At 71.3% G+C, this 18,530-nt stretch carries 16 protein-coding genes; 11 read left to right on the top strand and 5 right to left on the bottom strand.

The window, feature by feature from the left end; translation table 11 throughout:
• Positions 1-18: 18 nt before the first annotated feature.
• A complete protein-coding gene (locus ABD366_RS15875) occupies positions 19-987 on the bottom strand; it encodes a hypothetical protein (protein ID WP_324769331.1) in 969 nt (322 codons plus the stop codon).
• A 360-nt stretch (positions 988-1,347) separates the two neighbouring features.
• On the opposite strand from ABD366_RS15875, the gene ABD366_RS15880 reads away from it, so the two are divergent.
• The 8 genes from ABD366_RS15880 to ABD366_RS15915 all read left to right on the top strand — a co-directional run bounded on the left by ABD366_RS15880 (position 1,348) and on the right by ABD366_RS15915 (position 8,125).
• Positions 1,348-2,238 carry a DMT family transporter gene (locus tag ABD366_RS15880; RefSeq protein ID WP_324769329.1) on the top strand — a complete coding sequence of 297 codons (891 nt, stop codon included), beginning with the start codon at positions 1,348-1,350 and terminating at the stop codon, positions 2,236-2,238.
• A 405-nt stretch (positions 2,239-2,643) separates the two neighbouring features.
• Positions 2,644-3,150: an NUDIX hydrolase gene (locus ABD366_RS15885; protein WP_324769328.1), complete on the top strand. Its 507-nt coding sequence runs from the start codon at positions 2,644-2,646 to the stop codon at positions 3,148-3,150.
• Between the two features lie 21 nt (positions 3,151-3,171).
• Positions 3,172-3,564: a YidH family protein gene (locus ABD366_RS15890; RefSeq protein ID WP_324769326.1), complete on the top strand. Its 393-nt coding sequence runs from the start codon at positions 3,172-3,174 to the stop codon at positions 3,562-3,564.
• Positions 3,561-3,908 (top strand): DUF202 domain-containing protein, encoded by a 348-nt coding sequence (locus ABD366_RS15895; RefSeq protein WP_324769325.1) that lies wholly within the window; start codon positions 3,561-3,563, stop codon positions 3,906-3,908. Before ABD366_RS15890 ends, ABD366_RS15895 begins: the two co-directional genes overlap by 4 nt.
• A 112-nt stretch (positions 3,909-4,020) precedes the next feature.
• On the top strand, positions 4,021-4,317 hold the full coding sequence (locus ABD366_RS15900; RefSeq protein WP_324769324.1) for a hypothetical protein: 297 nt from the start codon (positions 4,021-4,023) through the stop codon (positions 4,315-4,317).
• A gap of 250 nt (positions 4,318-4,567) precedes the next feature.
• Positions 4,568-5,644, top strand: a complete 1,077-nt coding sequence (locus ABD366_RS15905) for a phosphotransferase family protein (protein WP_324769323.1) — start codon at positions 4,568-4,570, stop codon at positions 5,642-5,644.
• 8 nt (positions 5,645-5,652) lie between these two features.
• The gene (locus tag ABD366_RS15910; RefSeq protein ID WP_324769321.1) at positions 5,653-6,867 is read left to right on the top strand and encodes an acyl-CoA dehydrogenase family protein; all 1,215 of its coding nucleotides are present in this window, start codon (positions 5,653-5,655) and stop codon (positions 6,865-6,867) included.
• Positions 6,868-7,192: 325 nt separating this feature from the next.
• Complete coding sequence (locus ABD366_RS15915) at positions 7,193-8,125, top strand: LysR family transcriptional regulator (protein WP_324769319.1); 933 nt, start codon at positions 7,193-7,195, stop codon at positions 8,123-8,125.
• Here the strand turns inward: ABD366_RS15915 and ABD366_RS15920 are convergent.
• The 3 genes from ABD366_RS15920 to ABD366_RS15930 are packed head-to-tail and all read right to left on the bottom strand — an operon-like array spanning position 8,064 to position 11,156.
• The gene (locus tag ABD366_RS15920) at positions 8,064-8,657 is read right to left on the bottom strand and encodes a TetR/AcrR family transcriptional regulator (protein WP_324769318.1); all 594 of its coding nucleotides are present in this window, start codon (positions 8,655-8,657) and stop codon (positions 8,064-8,066) included. The genes ABD366_RS15915 and ABD366_RS15920 overlap by 62 nt on opposite strands.
• Before the next feature lie 34 nt (positions 8,658-8,691).
• A complete protein-coding gene (locus ABD366_RS15925; RefSeq protein ID WP_324769316.1) occupies positions 8,692-10,395 on the bottom strand; it encodes a class I adenylate-forming enzyme family protein in 1,704 nt (567 codons plus the stop codon).
• Positions 10,392-11,156, bottom strand: coding sequence for an SDR family oxidoreductase (locus ABD366_RS15930; protein WP_324769315.1), 765 nt, complete (start codon positions 11,154-11,156; stop codon positions 10,392-10,394). The genes ABD366_RS15925 and ABD366_RS15930 overlap by 4 nt, the downstream gene beginning before the upstream one ends.
• A gap of 187 nt (positions 11,157-11,343) precedes the next feature.
• Between ABD366_RS15930 and ABD366_RS15935 the strand changes: the two genes are divergently transcribed.
• The 3 genes from ABD366_RS15935 to ABD366_RS15945 all read left to right on the top strand — a co-directional run bounded on the left by ABD366_RS15935 (position 11,344) and on the right by ABD366_RS15945 (position 15,464).
• Positions 11,344-12,615 (top strand): exo-beta-N-acetylmuramidase NamZ family protein, encoded by a 1,272-nt coding sequence (locus ABD366_RS15935; protein ID WP_324769314.1) that lies wholly within the window; start codon positions 11,344-11,346, stop codon positions 12,613-12,615.
• A gap of 225 nt (positions 12,616-12,840) precedes the next feature.
• Complete coding sequence (locus ABD366_RS15940; RefSeq protein WP_324769368.1) at positions 12,841-14,094, top strand: MFS transporter; 1,254 nt, start codon at positions 12,841-12,843, stop codon at positions 14,092-14,094.
• A 92-nt stretch (positions 14,095-14,186) separates the two neighbouring features.
• Entirely contained in the window at positions 14,187-15,464 is a 1,278-nt protein-coding gene (locus ABD366_RS15945; protein ID WP_324769313.1) for an alpha/beta hydrolase family protein, read from the top strand.
• A gap of 82 nt (positions 15,465-15,546) precedes the next feature.
• Here ABD366_RS15945 and ABD366_RS15950 read toward each other — a convergent pair whose 3' ends face one another.
• Positions 15,547-18,411 carry a penicillin acylase family protein gene (locus tag ABD366_RS15950; protein ID WP_324769312.1) on the bottom strand — a complete coding sequence of 955 codons (2,865 nt, stop codon included), beginning with the start codon at positions 18,409-18,411 and terminating at the stop codon, positions 15,547-15,549.
• Positions 18,412-18,530: the final 119 nt, after the last annotated feature.

Raw genomic sequence — 18,530 nt, forward strand, 5'->3', positions numbered from 1 at the left:
GCTGATCCTGCTGATCCTCTATGCCGTGCCCAGCGCGGCACTGCGCGCGGCGCGGAACGCTTCGTACGGCTCCCGGTCCGGATACGACCAGGGGGCCGGGGTGACGTGCGGGCCGATGCGGTGGAACAGGGCGGCCGCCTCGGCCGGGCGGCCCTCGCAGTACTTGGCGTGGGCGAGGAAGTTGAGGTCGATGCGGCCGCGCGGGTGGGCGCAGCCAGCCCGGTCGTGCGGGTCGCCCCACTCCAGCCACCAGTCGAAGGCGGCCTTCATGACGAGGCGGGCCCGCCGCCCCGCCCAGTGTCCGGACGCCTTCGGGTCGGGGGGTTCGACGCCCGCCCTGGCGAGGACGCGGTAGCGCTCGGCGTGCGCGACGACCGGGAGCACCGCCAACGGGGAGGCGGGCGGCGCCTGTTCGGCCGCCCAGGCCGCGAAGTCGTACACCTCGTGCAGCGGGTCCTGTCCCGCGTCGGCGCGCCGCTCGGCGAGCCGGGCCACCATCAGGTGGTGCGCGTGGTGGTGGGCCGGGTGGCGCAGGCGTACCTCGTCGAAGAGGCGTACGACGTCTTCCTCGCGGCCCAGCTCGCGCTCCAGGAACAGCAGCCCGAGCCAGGGCGTCGGGTCGCGGGGGTCCAGTGCCGCCGCTCGTGTGCAGGCGTCGCGGGCCTTGTCGGGGCGTGCCTTGCCGGCCACGGCGCGGTACACGGTGGCGCAGGCCAGGAGGACGGCGGCGTCCGTGGACTCGGGTTCGGCGAGGCGCCAGTCGCCGACCCAGGCGGTCGCGGTGGGTTCCTGCGCGAGGCCCATGACGCGGTGGCCGCGGCGGTCCCAGTCCTCGCCGGTGTCGGCGAGCAGCGTCCGTGCCTCGGTCCACCGGCCCTGGGCGAGGGCGGTGCGGGCGGTGACGAGTGCGGTGTCGTCGAGTGCGGGGTCGAAGGAGTGCGCGGCCTTCTTGCGGGGGCGCCCGAGCGGAGGCGGGGGTGGGGACACCGCGGCGGTTCCTCTACGACTTTTTCAGCTACGAAGCAACGAACGTGGGGCGCCGACGCGACGCTGCGCGGCCCGAGAACGAATGATCACGCACAGCAAACCGGTACGGGGGCCTCCGCGTCAAGGGTGGCCGGGTGACGGACTTCACCAACTCGGGCCGAAGCTGGCCGAGTTCATCGCTCACCCTGTGCAATCAAGGCTGTGAGCTGGAACGTTGTCCACGTGACACGAGTATGTGGCGGTCGGGCGTCCGTCCGCTCCGCCCGCACGCTCGTGGGGCGGGCGGAGCCGCGGGGCGCTATCGTCGGCAGATAGTCACCCACACCCCTGCCCGTATCGCAGCCGTCCGAGGTGCGCAGCGTGTCGGTTCTCGTACTCGTTCTCGCCGTGAGCGCGGCCTTCTGCCTGGGCATCGGCTTCGTCCTCCAGCAGAACGCGGCACGTCACGCCCCGCTCGGTGACTTCCTCTCCCCCCGGCTGCTGCTCGACCTGATCCGGGTGCCGCGCTGGCTCGCCGGCATCGGGCTGATGATCTGCGGCATGGCGCTCGGTGCCGTCGCGCTCGGCCGGGGCGAGGTGACACTGGTCGAGCCGCTGCTGGCGACGAACCTGCTGTTCGCGCTGGTCCTCTCGCGCCACCAGACCAGACAGCCGCTGGGCCGGCAGGGCTGGGGCGGGCTGCTGCTGCTCGCGGGCGGCGTCACGGCGTTCATCGTGGCCGGGCAGCCGCGCGGCGGCACCGCCGTCACCGACCCGCTGCGTCACTGGCTGATCATCGGCGTGATGGTCGGCGGCGCCCTGGCCCTGGCGGCGCTCGCCAAACGGTCCCGGCTCGGCGCGGCGCCCGTGCTGCTCTCGGTGGCGGCGGGGCTGCTGTACGGGGTGCAGGACGCGCTGACCCGGGTGAGCGGGCAGCGGTTCGCCGCCGGTGGCTGGACCAGCCTGCTCACCGCGTGGCAGCCGTACGCCGTGTTCGCCCTCGGGGTGACGGGGCTCGTGCTGGTGCAGAGCGCGTTCGAGACGGCGCCGCTTCGCATGTCGCTCCCCGCGCTCACCGCGGCGCAGCCGTTGGCCGGGATCGTGTGCGGGGTGGGTTTCCTCGGGGACCGGCTGCGTACGGACACGGGGGCGCTGGCCTGGGAGGCGGCGGGGCTCGCCGGGGTCGTGGCCGGAGTCGTACTTCTGGGCCTCCACCCCGCGATGCCGGGCGCTGCCGCGCGGGAACGGGATCCTTTGCGTAGCGCCGGGTGAGGGTGTGCGGGGCGGCTCGCCGCGCGGCTGGGGTGAGCCGGCTCGTTGTCGACTGACGGGCCCGTCGTGGCTGGTCGCGCAGTTCCCCGCGCCCCTGAATGAGCGGCTCCGCCGCCCACCAGGGACACAGCCCACCCCGCCAGGGGCGTGAGCAACTGCGCGAGCAACCACGACACACGCGCCACTCGACCACGACCCAGCCCCGCCAGGGGCGCGGGGAACTGCGCGACCAGCCACGACTCAGCCGCACCCGACCACGAGACCGGCCCCGCCCAGGGAGCCGCGGGGGACTGCGCGACCAGCCACGACCCGGCCGCACCCGACCACGAGACCGGCCCCGCCCAGGGAGCCGCGACCAGCGACCACCTCGTACCCGCCCCCGCCGGCCAGGCCTACCCTCGGCTCATGGACCCAGCCGAGGAAATCCTGGACATCGTCGACGACCAGGACATGGTCACCGGGCAAGCCACCCGCGGCACCGCATACGCCGAGAACCTGCGGCACAGAGCCACCTTCACCCTGGCCCGGGACCCGGACGGAAAAATCTTCGTGCACCGGCGGACCGCCACCAAGCTGGTGTTCCCGGGGATGTACGACATGTTCGTCGGCGGAGTCGTCGGCGCCGGCGAGAGCTACGACGCGGCCGCGCTGCGGGAGGCCGAGGAGGAGCTGGGGGTGAGCGGGCTGCCGGCGCCCACCCCGCTGTTCAAGTTCCTGTACGACGACGGCAAGGGCGGCTCCTGGTGGTCGTACGTCTACGAAGTGATCTGCGCCCTGCCGGTGCGCCCCCAGGCCGAGGAGATCGACTGGTACGGCTTCCTGAGCCCGGCCGAGCTGGAGCGGCGGCTCACGGAATGGCCGTGGACGCCGGACGGCCGCACCGCGTACGAGCGGCTGAAAGCTCATCGGTGACGCACGGGTAATGTCCTGCGAGTGATCGAATTCGTGCGCAACGTCCGGCTCTGGTTCGCCCCGGAGCGGATCAGGGACGAGGGTGACACGCCCGACTACCGTTTCTCGCTGGCCAACGAGCGCACCTTCCTGGCCTGGGTGCGCACCGCACTGGCGCTCATCGGTGGCGGCTTCGCCGTGGACCAGTTCCTGCCGGACCTGCGCTGGGCCTGGCGCGTCGGCCTCGCGCTGGCCCTGCTCGCCGCCGGGGTGCTCTGCTCGCTGCGGGCGGTGAGCCACTGGGTGCGCTGCGAGCGGGCGATGCGGCGCGGCGAGGATCTGCCGGTGTCGCGGTTCCCGGCGGTGCTGAGCCTGGTCGTCGCGCTGGTCGCCGTGGCGATGGTGGCCGTGGTGATCGTGGGCTGGGAAGGGTGAGCGGGCCGGAGGCGGGCGGGGCGGACGCGAGCGGGCCCGTACGCGATCCCGGTCTCCAGCCGGCCAGGACCCGGCTCGCGTGGCGGCGTACGACGCTGTCCTGCACCGTCGCGGCCGTGCTCGCCGTGAAGACCGTGCTGCACGGCGGGATCGGGCCGGTGGGCATAGTGGCCGCGGCGCTGTGCCTCGGGGTGTGGCTGGGCTTCCTCGGGATCGCGCACCACCGGATCACCGGCCTGGCCCGTAACGAGGCGGCGCCTCCACGGATGTCCCGGCGGGCCGCGACGACGGCGGCGCTGTGCACCGTGGCGCTGGCCGTGTTCGCGGCAGCACTCGTGGTGTGACCGTGGTGTTCCCATGGCGCGACAAAGCGCAACTAATCCGGCATTCCCGGCTAGCCTTCGTCGCGTGAGTCACGGACTCATGGACCCCCGGACGCCACCGAAGGTGAGCAGCATGACCACCCTCCATCAGGAGCACCCCGTCCACGAGCACGCGCACGGCCCGTCCTGCGGCCACCAGGCGGTGCCGCACGGCGACCACGTCGACTACGCGCACGACGGGCACCTGCACGCCGCGCACGACGGCCACTGGGACGAGTGCGAGCCCGGCGCCCACGTCACGCACGCGAGCCACGAGCACCGGCACGGGCCGGACTGCGGGCATCCGGCGGTCACCCACGGCGACCATGTCGACTACGTGCACGACGGACACCGACACGCGGAGCACGACGGGCACTGGGACGACCACTGACCCCGTTGAACCCGTATCTGCTCTGATCACGTAAGCGCGATCCCGTACGCCTGCGGACACGAAAAGGGCCCGGCACCTGGTGCCGGGCCCTTTCGCCTGCCGGGGACCTGAGGGCACCGTGGGCACTGTCGGGACGATCACGTTCGCCCCGGCCACTGGACGGCATACCGACTGGTCGGCATGATGTGGTCCATCGTTGCTCGTGCTCTCTCGCCCCCTACTCGCCCACCCGGACTCCCGGAGGACCTCGATGAGTCACCCCCCAGGCCTCGACCTCGGCCAGCTGCGCTCCCATCTCGACCGTGAGCGGCCCGGCCTGGTCGGCGGTCCGCTGTCCGGGCGGCTCATCGAGGGCGGACGCTCCAACCTGACGTACGAGATCAGCGACGGGACGTCGAAGTGGGTGGTCCGGCGGCCTCCGCTGGGGCACGTACTGGCCACCGCGCACGACATGAAGCGCGAGCACCGAGTGATCGCCGGGCTGCACCCGACCGCCGTGCCGGTCCCGGAGCCGCTGCTGCTGTGCGAGGACGAGAAGGTGCTCGGGGCGCCGTTCTACGTCATGGAGTTCGTGGAGGGGACGCCGTACCGGACCGCCGCGGAGCTCGCCCCGCTCGGGGCCGAGCGGACCCGGGCCGCCGTGCTCGGGCTCGTGGACACGCTCGTCGATCTGCACGCGGTGGACCCCGCCGAGGTGGGGCTCGGTGACTTCGGTCGGCCAGAGGGCTTCCTCGACCGGCAGCTGCGCCGCTGGGGCAAGCAGCTGGACGCGTCCCGCAACCGCGAGCTGGCGGGCATCGACGCGTTGCAGTCGGCGCTCGGCCGCTCGCTGCCCGCATCGCCCGCGCCCACGATCGTGCACGGTGACTACCGCCTCGACAACGTCCTGATCCGACAGGACGAGACAGACGGCGTCGACCGCATCCAGGCGATCCTCGACTGGGAGATGTCCACGCTCGGCGATCCGCTGACCGATCTCGGCCTGCTCGTCATGTACAGCGCCCGGCTCGAACTGCCGGACTCCCCCATCTCCACGACCGCCTCGGCCGCCGGGCACCCGGCACCGGCCGAGCTGGTCGAGCGCTACGCCGCGCGCTCGGGGCGCGACGTGTCGGCGGTCTCCTGGTACACGGCGTTCGCCTGGTTCAAACTCGCCGTGATCCTGGAGGGCATCCACTACCGCTACACGCTCGGCCAGACGGTCGGCGCCGGTTTCGACCGGATCGGCGAGCTGGTCCCCGTCTTCATCGAGCACGGCCTCACCACCCTGAAGGACCCGAAGAACTCGCAGAACTCGCAGAACTCGCAGAACTCATCGGAAGGCTGATCCCACCCATGGACTTCGCATTCGACGCACGCACCCAGGAACTGCGGGAGCGGCTGCTCGCCTTCATGGACGCGCACGTGTATCCGGCCGAGGCCGTCGCCGCCGAGCAGCGTGCCGCGCTCGGCTCGCCGTGGGAGACCCCGGCCGTGGTCGGCGAGCTGAAGGCCGAGGCCCGCAGGCAGGGGTTGTGGAACCTGTTCCTTCCGGACGCCGAGCACGGCGCGGGGCTGACCAATCTGCAGTACGCGCCGCTCGCCGAGATTACCGGCCGTTCCCCGCAGTTGGCGCCGACCGCGCTGAACTGTGCCGCGCCCGACACGGGGAACATGGAGGTGCTCGCCCAGTTCGGCAGCGAGGCGCAGCAGAAGCAGTGGCTGGAGCCGCTGCTCGCGGGGGAGATCCGCTCCGCGTTCGCGATGACGGAGCCCGAGGTCGCCTCCTCCGACGCCACGAACATCACGACGCACATCGAGCGCGACGGTGACGAGTACGTCGTGACCGGCAAGAAGTTCTACATCTCCGGCGCCATGAACCCGGACTGCAAGATCTTCATCGTGATGGGCAAGACGGACCCGGACGGCTCCGACATCCGCCGTCAGCAGTCGATGGTGCTCGTGCCGCGGGACACGCCGGGCGTCGAGGTGCGCCGGGCCATGACGGTGTACGGCTTCGAGGACCACTGGCACGGCGGCCACGCCGAGGTCGTCTTCGACCACGCGCGCGTGCCCGCCGCCAACCTGATCGGTGAGGAGGGCGGCGGTTTCGGCATCGCGCAGGCGCGGCTCGGCCCAGGCCGTATCCACCACTGCATGCGGCTGATCGGCATGGCGGAGCGGGCCATCGAGCTGATGTGCAAGCGGGCCGTCGCACGTACCGCTTTCGGCAAGCCGCTCGCCCAGCAGGGTGTGGTACAGGAGTGGATCGCGGACGCGCGGGTGGCCGTGGAGCAGTTGCGCCTCCTGGTCCTGAAGACGGCGTGGCTGATGGACACGGTCGGCAACCGCGGGGCCCACACGGAGATCCAGTCCATCAAGATCGCCACCCCGCGGACGGTCGTCGACATCATCGACAAGGCGGTGCAGCTGCACGGAGCGGGCGGGGTGTCGCAGGACTATCCGCTGGCGGAGCTGTGGGCCGGGGCGCGGACGCTGCGCTTGGCCGATGGGCCGGATGAGGTGCATCAGCGCTCTCTTGCGCGGCGGGAGTTGAAGCAGTACCTCTAGGTTCGTCGCCGGGTGCGGGTGTCGTCGTGGCTGGTCGCGCCCCGCGGCGGAGCCGCTGATCGATACAGCCCCGCGCCCCTGGGTCAGTATCCGCCGCCGCCTGCGTGATCCATCAGCGCCAGTCTTCGCAAGAAGCAGCGCACGCGCAGGAGTTGGCGGGAGGCCGACCGGACAGCAGCCGGCACCCGGGGTGCGTAGGAGGAGGTCCAGAGAAGGGGTACGTGGTCCATGGCCACCACCCTCGCGCCGGGCCCCTCCCCCGGTCCAACAGATCGTTTCGCTCGGTCGTATTCATGAAAGCGATGGATCTCCCTAGGATCGACGGGTGGAGATACGTCAGCTGCGCCACTTCGTGGCGGTCGTGAACGAGGGCAGTTTCACCGCGGCGGCCCGCGCCGAGCTCATCGTGCAGTCCGCGCTCAGCACATCGGTCCGGAATCTGGAGCGGGAGCTGGGCGCGGAGCTGTTCGACCGGGCGGGCCGTCGCGTCGTGCTCACCGAGGCCGGGCGGGCGCTGCTGCCCCAGGCACGGCAGTTGCTCGCGGGGGCCGCCGCCGCGAAGGAGGCCGTGGCCCAGGTGTCCGGGCTCGGCGCGGGGCGGGTGGCGATCGGCACCATCCAGACGCTGACCTGCCTGGACCTGGCGGCCGAACTCGCGGCGTTCCACCGGGAGTTGCCCGGCATCCAGGTGTCCGTGCGGGAGGCGCCCGTGGCCGAGCTCATCGAGGGGCTGCGGGCCGGGGAGCTGGACCTCGCGTTCCTCGCCCCGGACGCGCGTCAACTGCCCGACGGACTGGCCTCGTTCGGGATCTGGCGGGAGGACCTGGTCCTGGTGACCGCGCCCGGGCATCCGCTCGCCATCGCCGGCCGCACGCTCATCAAGGATCTCGCCGACGAGCCGTTCATCGACTTCCGGGCCGGGACAGGTCTGGAGACGGCTGTGCGCAGGCTGGCCGCGCACTGCGGCCTGGAGCGGCGCATCACGTGTGACGTGACCCAGATCGGACTGCTCGTCGAGCTCGTGCGGGCCGGGATCGGGGTGGCGATCGTGCCGCGCCGGATCGGCGAGCAGGCCGGGCTGCCGTGTGTGACCATCCGGCAGCCCGAGCCGGGGCGGGCGATCGTCCTGGCGGGCCGTGCGCCCCGGCCGCGCAACCCGGCGGCCGAGGCGCTGCTCGGACGTCTGACGGCCGGGGTTACGGACGCAGCGCCCGCAGCAGCAGGTCCGCCAGCTGGTCCGCGAGCTGCTGCGGGGTGAGCGGGCCGTCGGGGCGGTACCACGTGGAGAGGTGGTGGATCGAGCCGAAGTGGTAGTCGACGACAAGGTCGGCCGGGGTGTCGGTGGAGAAGACACCGGCCTTCTGGCCCTCCTCGATCAGCGCCCGGAACCGCTCGTGGTAGCGGCGCCGCTCGGCCCGTACCTGCTTGTTCTTCTCGGGGCTGAGGTGGTGCATGGAGCGGAAGAAGATCGACGCGTCGTCGAGGTTGTCGATCGTCGTGACGACGACGTCCGCCGCCGCCTCGCGCAGCCGCCGCTCGACGGGCGCGTCCCCGCCGGCGAACGCGTCGAGCCGCTCCTGCTGGAGGCGCAGCACGCGCGCGTACACCTCGTGCAGCAGATCGTCCTTGGAGCCGAAGTAGTGGTAGAGGGCGCCCTTGGTGACACCCGCCGCCTCCACGATCTCCTGCACCGACGTCCGGTCGTAGCCGCGCTCGGCGAACAGCCGGGTGGCGGCCGCGAGGAGTCGTTGCGGGACGGGCGTACCGTCGCCGTCCGTCGTCCTGGGCACTGCCGCCACCTGCCTTTCGTACCTGATGGGTCACTCAGTCCTGTACTGCCGGGGAACGCAGTTCCCGCCGGAGGATCTTCCCACTTGCCGTCTTCGGGAGCTCGCGCAGGACCTCCACCTCGCGCGGATATTTGTACGCGGCGAGCCGTTCCTTGCAGTACGCGGACAGCTCCTCGGAGGTGGCGTCCGCGCCGGGGCGCAGGCTCACGTACGCCTTGACGCTCTCGCCGCGGTAGGCGTCCGGGATGCCGACGACGGCCGCCTCGCGCACGGCGGGGTGCGTGTACAGGACGTCCTCGACCTCGCGGGGCCAGACCTTGAAGCCGGACGCGTTGATCATGTCCTTCTTGCGGTCGACGACGTAGAGCCAGCCGCTCTCGTCCATGAAGCCGATGTCGCCGGTGCGCAGTTCGCCGTCGGGGAACGCCTCGGCGGTGGCGTCGGGGCGGCGCCAGTAGCCGGGCACGACCTGGGGTCCGCGGACCGCGATCTCGCCCTGCTCGCCGAACGGGACCTCGTTGCCCAGGTCGTCGAGGATGCGGACGACCGAGTCGGGTCCCGGCACGCCGACCGCGAGGGTGCCGGAGACCGGGTCGACCGGGGCCTCGACGCCCGGCGGCACGGAGGCGCAGGGCGCGGTGCACTCGGTCAGCCCGTAGCCGTTGTGGACGTACGGGCCGAAGGCGGCGCGGAACTTCTCCACGAGGGCCGGTGGCACGGGCGCGCCGCCCGACGATATGGAGGCGAAGGAGGCGAAGTGTTCGGGGGTCGCCTGCGGCTGGGCGCCGAGCGCCATGAAGGCGGTGGACGGGCCGACCGTGTAGGCGGGCTTGTGCTCGGCGAACGCGTCGAGGACGACGCCCGGCTCGAAGCGGTAGGCGAGGGCGAGGGTGCCCGTGTTGGCGAAGCTCGCGACGAGTTCGCAGACCATGCCGGTGATGTGGAACAGCGGCGCGAGCGCGAAGTACGTGGCGCCTTCTGGCAGACCGAGGCCGGTGCGCTGGCGCTCGGCGTTGTACATGATGTTGCGGTGCAGGTTCGTGGCGCCCTTGGGGGTGCCGCTCGTGCCCGACGTGTAGCTGATCAGCGCGGTGTCGTCCGGGCCGAGTACGCGGTCGGCGGGCGCGGCGTGGCCGTGGCGGGCGACGGTCACCAGGTCGTCGGCGTCGTCGGCCGCGGGCGTCACCCGGTCGAACTTCAGGACCCGCTCGTCGTTCCGCGTCTGGAGATCGAGTTCACAGGCGGTGAGCACGATGCGGACGGGAGAGTCGGCGGCGGTCTCGCGCAGATACGTGGACCAGGCCCGGTCGGTGCAGACCAGCGCGGTCACCTCGGCGTCGTGCAGGACGTGCCCGACCTCGCCCGACTTGTACATCGGGTTGACGGGGACCACGACCGCGCCCGCCTTGAACGCGCCGAGCAGCGCAAGCACGAAGTGCGGGGTGTTCTGCAGCATGATCGCGACGCGGTCGCCGCGCTCCAGGCCCCGGGCGGCGAGATGGCCGGCGACCGAGTCCGACAGGGCGTCGACCTCGGCGTAGGAGAGGCGGCCGTCGAAGTAGGCGAGGGCGGTGCGGTCGGGGGCGCGGCGCACGGCGTCGGCGAAGGCGTGGACGACGGTGGCGGCCGGGGTCACCGGGGCCTTCTGCGCCTCGCTGAGGACGCCGAGCCAGGGCTTGGCCGCGTAGAGCGAGCCGGTCGTCACGTCGGTGGTCGAGTCCGTCACCGAGTCGGTCACTTGGCGGCCTCCCACTTCTGCTGGATGTGGTTCATGCCCTTCAGCCAGCGGTCGGGGACGGCGGCGCGGGCCGCGTAGTACTCGGCGACCTCCGGGTGCGGCAGGATCAGGAAGCGGTCCTCCTCGATCCCCGTGAACAGCGCGTCGGCGACGTCGTCCGGCTCGATGGCGGTCGGCGCGAGGACCAGCTCGCCCGCCGACCCCGCCGCCGTGAGCATGTCGGTGCGCACGCCCTGGGGACAGATCGCGTGGACCTTGATCCCGCGGTGGCGGTAGGTGAGGGAGAGCCACTCGGAGAAGGCGTACGCGCCGTGCTTCGTGACGCTGTACGGGGCCGCGCCCACCATGGTGAGCAGCCCGGCCGCCGAGACGGTGGAGACGAAGCGGCCGCTGCCGCGCTCCAGCCAGTCGGGGAGCAGTGCGTGGGCGGCGCGGACGTGCGCCATGACGTTCACGTCCCAGGCCGCGGCCCACACCTCCTCGGCGGCGGCCTCGGTGCCGCCCGAGGCGAGGCCGGCGTTGGCGCAGTAGACGTCGACGGTGCCGCCGAGGGCGGCGCGGGCGTCGTCGATGACCGCGGAGGCGTCGCCGGGGACGGCCGTCGCGCCGATCTCCCCGGCGACCGCCTTCGCCCTGCCCGCGTCCAGGTCGTTGACGACGACGCGGGCTCCGGCGGCGGCGAACCGGCGGGCGAGTGCGGCGCCGATGCCGCCGCCCGCGCCGGTGACGACGACTCCCTGGCCTTGCAGACTCTCCACCATCGGTCTCCTTCGACACGACCCCGGTACGACACAGAACGCGACTCCGTCGCCTCAGCAGACTAACCAGTCGGTATGTCGTCGGGGAAGGGGTTTCCGGACGTGATCCGCGTGCGCTTCGTTCCCCGCCGCCGGTCCGGGCGCTAGCGTGCAGGGCCATGCCGGTTCCGCTGATCACGGAGGTTTTCGCATGAACGTGTCGAGACGGTTGCTGCTCGCGGCGGGCGCGGGGGCGGTGGGCGCGACCGGCGGGCCGGTGGCCATGGCCGGGACGGCGAGCGCGGCGTCCCGGGGCGGCGGACACGGCGGCGGGTCAGGCCTGCGGACCGGTTTCGAGCGGCTCCAGGCCGACGGCTACCGGCTGCTGGACGGCGACAAGGTCGGCATCGTCACCAACCCGACCGGTGTCACGCGCGATGTGCGGCACATCGTCGACGTGATGCATCCCGACGAACGCGTCGACCTGACCGCGGTGTTCGGCCCCGAGCACGGCTTCCGCGGCACCGCGCAGGCGGGCGGCTCGGAGGGGCGCTACGACGACCCGGCGACCGGACTGCCCGTCTACGACACGTACTTGAAGAGCGGGCAGGCGCTCGCCGACATCTTCACGGCGTCCGGCGTCGACACGGTCGTCTTCGACATCCAGGACGTGGGCGCCCGCTTCTACACGTACATCTGGACGCTGTACGACTGCATGGAGGCGGCGCAGCTCGCGGGGAAACGATTCGTCGTCCTGGACCGCCCGAACCCGGTGACCGGCCGGGGTGCCTACGGGCCGATCCTGCACAAGGAGTTCGCGACGTTCGTCGGCCGCCGGGAGATCTCCCAGGCGCACGGCATGACGGTCACGGAACTGGCCCGCCTGTTCAACGCCGAGTACCTGAAGTGGCCCGTCGAGCTCACCACGGTCACCATGACGGGCTGGAAGCGGCGCGACTTCTACGACGCCTCGGGGCTGCCGTGGGTGCCGCCGAGCCCGAACATGCCGACGGCCGACACCGCGCTCGTCTACTCCGGGACCTGCCTCTTCGAGGGCACGAACCTGTCCGAAGGACGCGGCACCACCCGCCCCTTCGAACTGCTCGGCGCCGACGGCATCGACGGACGCTGGGCCGCGAAGGCCAATGAGGCCGGCCTGTCCGGCGTGCACTTCAGGGAGGCGTACTTCGCGCCCACGTTCTCCAAGTTCCAGGGCAGGACGATCGGCGGCGTACAGCTCCACGTCGACGACCGGGAGACCTACGACCCGGTCCGCACCGGCATCGCCCTGCTCGTCACCGCGAAGGCGGCATGGAGCGGGTTCGCCTGGCGCTCGGACAACTGGATCGACAAGCTGACGGGTTCGACGAAGGTCCGCACGATGATCGACGCGGGGGCGAGCACGGACGAGGTGGTGGGGGCGTGGCAGGACGAGCTGGCCGCGTTCCGCAAGGTCCGCAACCGTTACTTGACCTACAGGTAGAACCCCGCCAGGGGCGCGGGGCTGTGTCAATATGCGGCTCCGCCGCGTGGGCGCGCTCAGCCGAGACGCACTCGCGCTCTGCCGATCTCACCAAATGAGACGACGCGTCCCAGGCATTGACTGCTACATACAGCTAACGCGAAGGTGCCGGACGTGCTCAAAGACGACCCCACCAGCGCGGAACCAGCCCCGGCCACGCCCACACAGGCCCCCCAGGCGGAGAGCCTGAGACGCGTGGCCGTGGGCAGTTTCATCGGCACGGCCATCGAGTTCTACGACTTCTACGTCTACGGAACCGCCGCCGCACTCGTCCTCAACGACGCCTTCTTCCCGAACCTCTCCTCGCTCAACGCCACGCTCGCCTCGTTCTCGACGTACGCCGTCGCGTTCGCGGCCCGGCCGATCGGCTCGCTGATCTTCGGGCACTTCGGCGACCGGATCGGCCGCAAGTCGGTCCTGGTGGCCTCGCTGCTCCTGATGGGCCTGTCGACGGCGTGCGTCGGGCTGCTGCCCGGCTACGACACCCTGGGCGTCTGGGCGCCGCTGCTCCTCGTCCTGCTCCGGTTCCTTCAGGGCGTCGGTCTCGGCGGCGAGTGGGGCGGGGCGGCGCTGCTCGCCGTGGAGCACGCGCCGCGCGGCAAACGCGGCATGTTCGCGGCGTTCCCCCAACTCGGCCCGTCCGTCGGCTTCTTCGCGGCGACCGGCATCTTCTGGCTGCTCTCCGCGTCGCTGTCGGACGACGCGTTCCGGTCGTGGGGCTGGCGCATCCCGTTCCTGCTCTCCTTCCTGCTGGTCGCGGTCGGCCTCTTCGTCCGGCTCAAGATCAGTGAGACGCCGGTCTTCGCGAAGGTCATGCGGGACCAGGAGGCCAGCAAGGCCCCGGCGCTCGAGGTCTTCAAGCGGCATCCGAAGGAGATCCTGCTCGGCGCGGGCGGCATGGTCATCGCGTACGGCCTCTTCTACACGGCCACCACGTACTGCCTGGCCTACGGCACGAAGACGCTCGGAGTGCCGCGCGGCACCATGCTCGCGGTGTCACTGGTGGCGTGCCTGTTCCTGGCCGCCGGCACCTGGCTCGCCGCGACGCGCTCCGACGCGGGCGGGCGGCGCAAGATGGTGCTCGTGGGCTCCGGTCTCGCGGTCGTCTGGGGCCTGGTCCTGTTCCCGCTGATGGACACGGAGCAGCCCGCGCTCATCGCGCTCGCGCTCGGCGGCGCCCTGTTCTGCATGGGCGTGGTGTACGGCCCGATGGGCGCCTATCTGCCCGAGCTGTTCGGGGTGCGGGTGCGCTACTCGGGCGCCTCCTTCGCGTACAACCTGGGCGGTGTGCTCGGCGGCGCGGTGGCTCCACTGGTGGCGACGCGGCTGCAGAGCGCGTTCGGATCGTCGTCGGTCGGCTGGTACGTGAGCGCGATGGCGGTCGTCTCGCTGCTGTGCGTGCTGGCACTGCCCGAGACGCGCGAGCGCGAACTCGCTTGATCGGTGCGGCACTTGACGGAACCTATGGCCAATCCACGGCTTCGGCAGGACGATGCGGCACACCGCACGGACGACTGCCACGGGGGTTGGCCATGGCCGGACCGGAAGTACATGTACGTCCCTACTGGGAGCTGACGTTCGACGCCGACGGGGACCCCGACCCCGGGCGGCGCGACCGGCTGCTGCGCGGGGTGCGCGAGCGCGGGGTGCGGGACCTCGTCGTCCTCACGCACGGCTGGAACAACGACCGGGCCATGGCGACCCGCCTCTACGACGCCTTCTTCACCCCGTTCCCGGCGCTCGCGCCCGGGGCTGGAATCGGATACGTGGGCGTGCTGTGGCCGTCGATGCGGTTCACCGACGAGGTGATCCCCGACTTCGACCCGTCGCTCGCGGTCACCACCGCCACGACGCCGCCGCGCACCACGCTCGACGAACGCACCCGGCGGGCGCTCGTCGCGACCTTCCACGACAGCGGGCCGGTCGTCGAACAGCTGGCCGGACTCCTGGACCGGCAGCCGGACGGGGTCGGCGTGTTCGAGCAGTTCGGCGGTCTGGTCCGCCAGTTGGTCGGTGTCCGCCCCACCGCTCTCGGGGCGGACACCCAGGAGGAGAACTCGCCGCACACCGCTCCCGCGATGCTCCAGGAGAACACGCACGACGTGTGCCTGCGGTTCGCCGATGCCGTGGAGGCCACGATGAGCGGGGCGGGCTTCCGGCTGCCCGGCGGGCTGGCGAAGGCGTGGAAGGGAGCGCACGAACTGCTTCGCCAGGCCACGTACTTCGCGATGAAGAGGCGTGCGGGAAAGGTCGGCAAGGAGGGCCTCGGCCCGTTCCTCGGACAGCTGGCGCGGGACGCACCCGGCGTGCGGGTCCATCTGGTGGGGCACAGCTTCGGGGCGCGGCTCGTGTCGTTCGCGCTGGCCGGGCTGCCGGACGCCGACCGCAACGTGAAGTCGGTGACGCTGCTCCAGGGCGCCTTCTCGCACTACACGTTCGCCGACCGCGGCGCGCTGAAGGGGCGGCAGGCCCGCATCGACGGCCCGCTGGTGTCGTGCTACTCGCGCTTCGACTCGGCGCTCGGCACGATCTATCCGCTGGCGTCCCGGCTCGCCGGGGACGACCGGGGAGCCCTGGACCTCGGGGTCCGCTGGGGCGCGATGGGGTTCGACGGGATCCAGGACGTGCCCGGCGCGGTCCGCCTGACGCTCGCGGAGGCGCTGCGCTCGGGCGTCCCCGGTGCGGGCTGCGTGAGTGTGGACGCGGCCCAGGTCGTGCGCCGCGGGTCGCCGCCGATGGGCGCCCACAGCGACATCTGCCACGAGGAGCTGGCGCGGCTGGTTCTGGGGGCGGGCCGGGTGCGCGCCTAGAACCTCCGGACGCGCTGCCGTGGGCGCGGCTGCCCGATGCGGACAGCCGCGCCCAGGGCTGCTGAGCAGAGCCCCTCGGCCACTACCTGTGGGCCGGGAACTCCACCACCTGCTGATAGGTGGGCCGGTTCTGCCACTGGATGCCGCGGTGGGTGATCCCGCCCAGCGCCCGGTGGATGATGCTGTCCGCGCACCACTGGTCACCGGCCTTGCAGCTGTCGTCCCCGGGGTACACCTCGGTGGCCGGCTTCGCCGCCGCGGTGGCCAGCGTCTTCAGGAGCGCGTCACGGCAGGCCGAGAGGGACCCGGCTCCGCAGTACGTGTCCCCCAGCTTGCCCTGCACGGGCTCTCCGAGCACCGTCCGCAGGTCCTTGTCGACGTAGCCCCACCAGCCGTACTGGAACGCCGAACCGGCGTGCGCGCCGGTCGGGCCGTGTCCGGCGGAGGGCGCCTCGTCGACACTGAGCTGACCGGTCAGCGACTGATAGAGGTCGCCGCCGAGGCCCGGCTCGAACTCGGCCTGCACGAGCAGCGGCCACCACGCGTCCATGATCCGTACCGCGTCCGGATGCGCGTACGTCTTCGAGCCTGCCGCCGTCTGGTTGCGCTGTGCGCCGGCTGCCCGCCAGGAGTCCAACTGCTGGACGGCCTTGACGAGTTGCGGGTCATCGACCGGTTTGCTGCGGATCACCTTCAGGATCTCCGGCAGCACCTGTTCGCCGCGCAGGTCGGTCACCGCCGCCTCCGCCATGGCCCGGGTGAGCGAGGCCCGTGTGACGCCGCCGGTGGCGGTGAGCTTCTTCACGCGGTCGTCGAGGAGGTTGGCGCGCTGTACGGCGCCCAGGCTGAAGTTGGCGGCGGTGAAGTCCTTCGCCTGTTTGTTGTTCCAGGAGATGTAGTAGTCCTGGTTGACCGACTGGGGGTGCTGGGCCGGTGGCGTCTGGGCCGCCGTGTTGTCCGTCGGGTCGAAGTCCTGCCATTCATAGGCCTGTTCGGCCTTGACCGGCAGCGATGTGTCGATGTCCTTGGCCCGCACGGGGTTGGCGCCGCTGTTGTAGTACGCGATGTCGCGCGAGTCGGCGTAGAACCAGTTGAAGGCGTAGCTGATGTGCTGGGCCGCCTTCGCGAACGACGCGGCGTCCTTGACGTACGACGGGTCGTTCAGCATCTGGAAGCCGATGATCGAGTCGGCCTCGTGCCGGTACGTCGAGCGCAGCGACGTGTAGGCGACGGGTTTGCCGTCGGCCGTGGCGCGGTGCGTGACGATGCCGTACTTGGTGCGCAGGACCTGCATCCGGTACGAGCCCGCGGCCGTCGAGTCGGCGACCGTCGGCTTCCAGGAGTTCTTCTTCTCCAGCTTCTCCATCGGGGTGCAGGTGCCGCGGTAGACGTAGGAGGTCGAGTCCTTCGTCGGCGTTCCGCCGCCCGGCTCGCACAGCGGCACCGCGTACGTGTCGGTGATGTCCTGCCCGGCGGACGTCGCCGACCAGGAGTAGTCCTGGCCGCGGCCGAGCTGGATGTACATGCCGACGCCCGCGAAGGAGACGCCGCGTGCGCTGATCCCCGGGCCCTGCAACTCCTGCATCATCAGCAGCTGCGGCGCGAAGTAGCCGGTCTGCGGTCCGAACACGGCGACCGGGTGGCCGGACGCGGTGTGCTTGCCGGAGACGAGGAGGGCGTTCGACATGCCCTTCTTGGCGGCCGAGCCGGAGAACATGCCGGCGGGCAGCACTCCGTCGTCGTACATGCCCTGGAGCGGCTTGAGCTTCGCCGGCGCCTTCACCGGGTCCTTGGCCACGGTGCCGGACCTGGCGGCGGTCGCCGCGGAGCCGGTACGGTCGTGGACGAGGGGCTCGGGCACGACCGATCCCTTGTCGGGGAGGGCCTGGCCGCGCGCGTTCGCCGGCTTCTGCCCGTAGGGGAAGCTCGTGCCGTCGTGGATGGTGGTGACGGCCTCGGGGTCGTTGCGGCCGCGGAAGGACTCCCAGACCTGGGTGCCCTTCTCGACGCCGTACTTCTCCTGGGACTTCAGGAGCGAGAGGGCCGCGTCGACCTCTCCCCCGCCGCCGTTGCCGAAGAGTCCGCCGACCACCGAGGCGAGCGCGATCATGTCGGTGATCTTGAACGGCTGGATCTCACCGATGTTGGTTATCGCGTCGATCTTGCCGGTGAGGACGTACTCCCCCGGGAAGTAGCGGCCGTTCTTGGACTTCACGCGGTAGGCGTTCAGGCCGTCGATATAGGCCTGCGCGTCCTCCATGGCCTGCTGGCCGCGCTCGCCGCCGGAGCTCTTGATGAAGTCGACCTGCTTCTGCAGATCCTCTTCGGTGTACGGGGCCTGCGGCCAGAACTGCTGCTCCAGGCCCTGGTTCGCGAGGGCGCCGCCGGCGAAGGAGGTCAGTTCGCCGCGCCCGATGTGCCGGAACAGGTCGATCAGCCAGAGGCGGTCCTGACCTGCGGCGAAGCCGGCGCCGAACTCGGTTCCGTAGCGCGTGGAACCTTTGATGTGGGGTACGCCGTTCTTCTTGTCACGGGTGATGGTCACGTCGTCGCGGGGGCGGGTGACCGAGCCCACCTGATCGCCGGGGACGCCGAAGGAGGAATCGTTGAAGAAGTTCGTGAGCGTGTCATCCGTGAGTGAGGGGTAGCCGGAGGACAGGGCATCGTAAGGGCCGAGTTGATCGTCGGCGTGTGCGGGCTGGGTACCGAACAGCTTGTTGCCGAGGATCTCGGCGAGCGTGGCGCTGCCGTTCGCCCCGGGCGGCAGGATGTCCGCGCACTGTCCCTTGCAGTAGTCGCTGACGGGTGCGGGTTCGTCGGCGGCCGTGGCCGTCGAGAGAGGGGAGAGCAGTCCCGCGGTGAGCACGAGCGCCGCAGCGGCCGTAAGTCTCCGCAAAGGGCTGCTGGACTTTCTGTTCAGGGTGGTTCGTGGGATGCGTCGTCGCATGCCTGGTCCTCCCGACGATGGTGAGCCGGAGGTTACCGGCGGTTAGCCAACGACAGAAGATGAACATGCGTCACGTTTTCGGAATCACCACAGGGATCACTCGTCGACTCCTAAGCCTC

This window comes from Streptomyces kunmingensis (assembly GCF_039533535.1).
Classification (GTDB): domain Bacteria; phylum Actinomycetota; class Actinomycetes; order Streptomycetales; family Streptomycetaceae; genus Streptomyces; species Streptomyces kunmingensis.

Coding starts and splice junctions, on each gene's coding strand:
- ABD366_RS15950 (WP_324769312.1), bottom strand. CDS start 18,411: ATGCGACGACGCATCCCACGAACCACCCTGAACAGAAAGTCCAGCAGC.
- ABD366_RS15885 (WP_324769328.1), top strand. CDS start 2,644: ATGGACCCAGCCGAGGAAATCCTGGACATCGTCGACGACCAGGACATG.
- ABD366_RS15930 (WP_324769315.1), bottom strand. CDS start 11,156: ATGGTGGAGAGTCTGCAAGGCCAGGGAGTCGTCGTCACCGGCGCGGGC.
- ABD366_RS15935 (WP_324769314.1), top strand. CDS start 11,344: ATGAACGTGTCGAGACGGTTGCTGCTCGCGGCGGGCGCGGGGGCGGTG.
- ABD366_RS15945 (WP_324769313.1), top strand. CDS start 14,187: ATGGCCGGACCGGAAGTACATGTACGTCCCTACTGGGAGCTGACGTTC.
- ABD366_RS15910 (WP_324769321.1), top strand. CDS start 5,653: ATGGACTTCGCATTCGACGCACGCACCCAGGAACTGCGGGAGCGGCTG.
- ABD366_RS15905 (WP_324769323.1), top strand. CDS start 4,568: ATGAGTCACCCCCCAGGCCTCGACCTCGGCCAGCTGCGCTCCCATCTC.
- ABD366_RS15900 (WP_324769324.1), top strand. CDS start 4,021: ATGACCACCCTCCATCAGGAGCACCCCGTCCACGAGCACGCGCACGGC.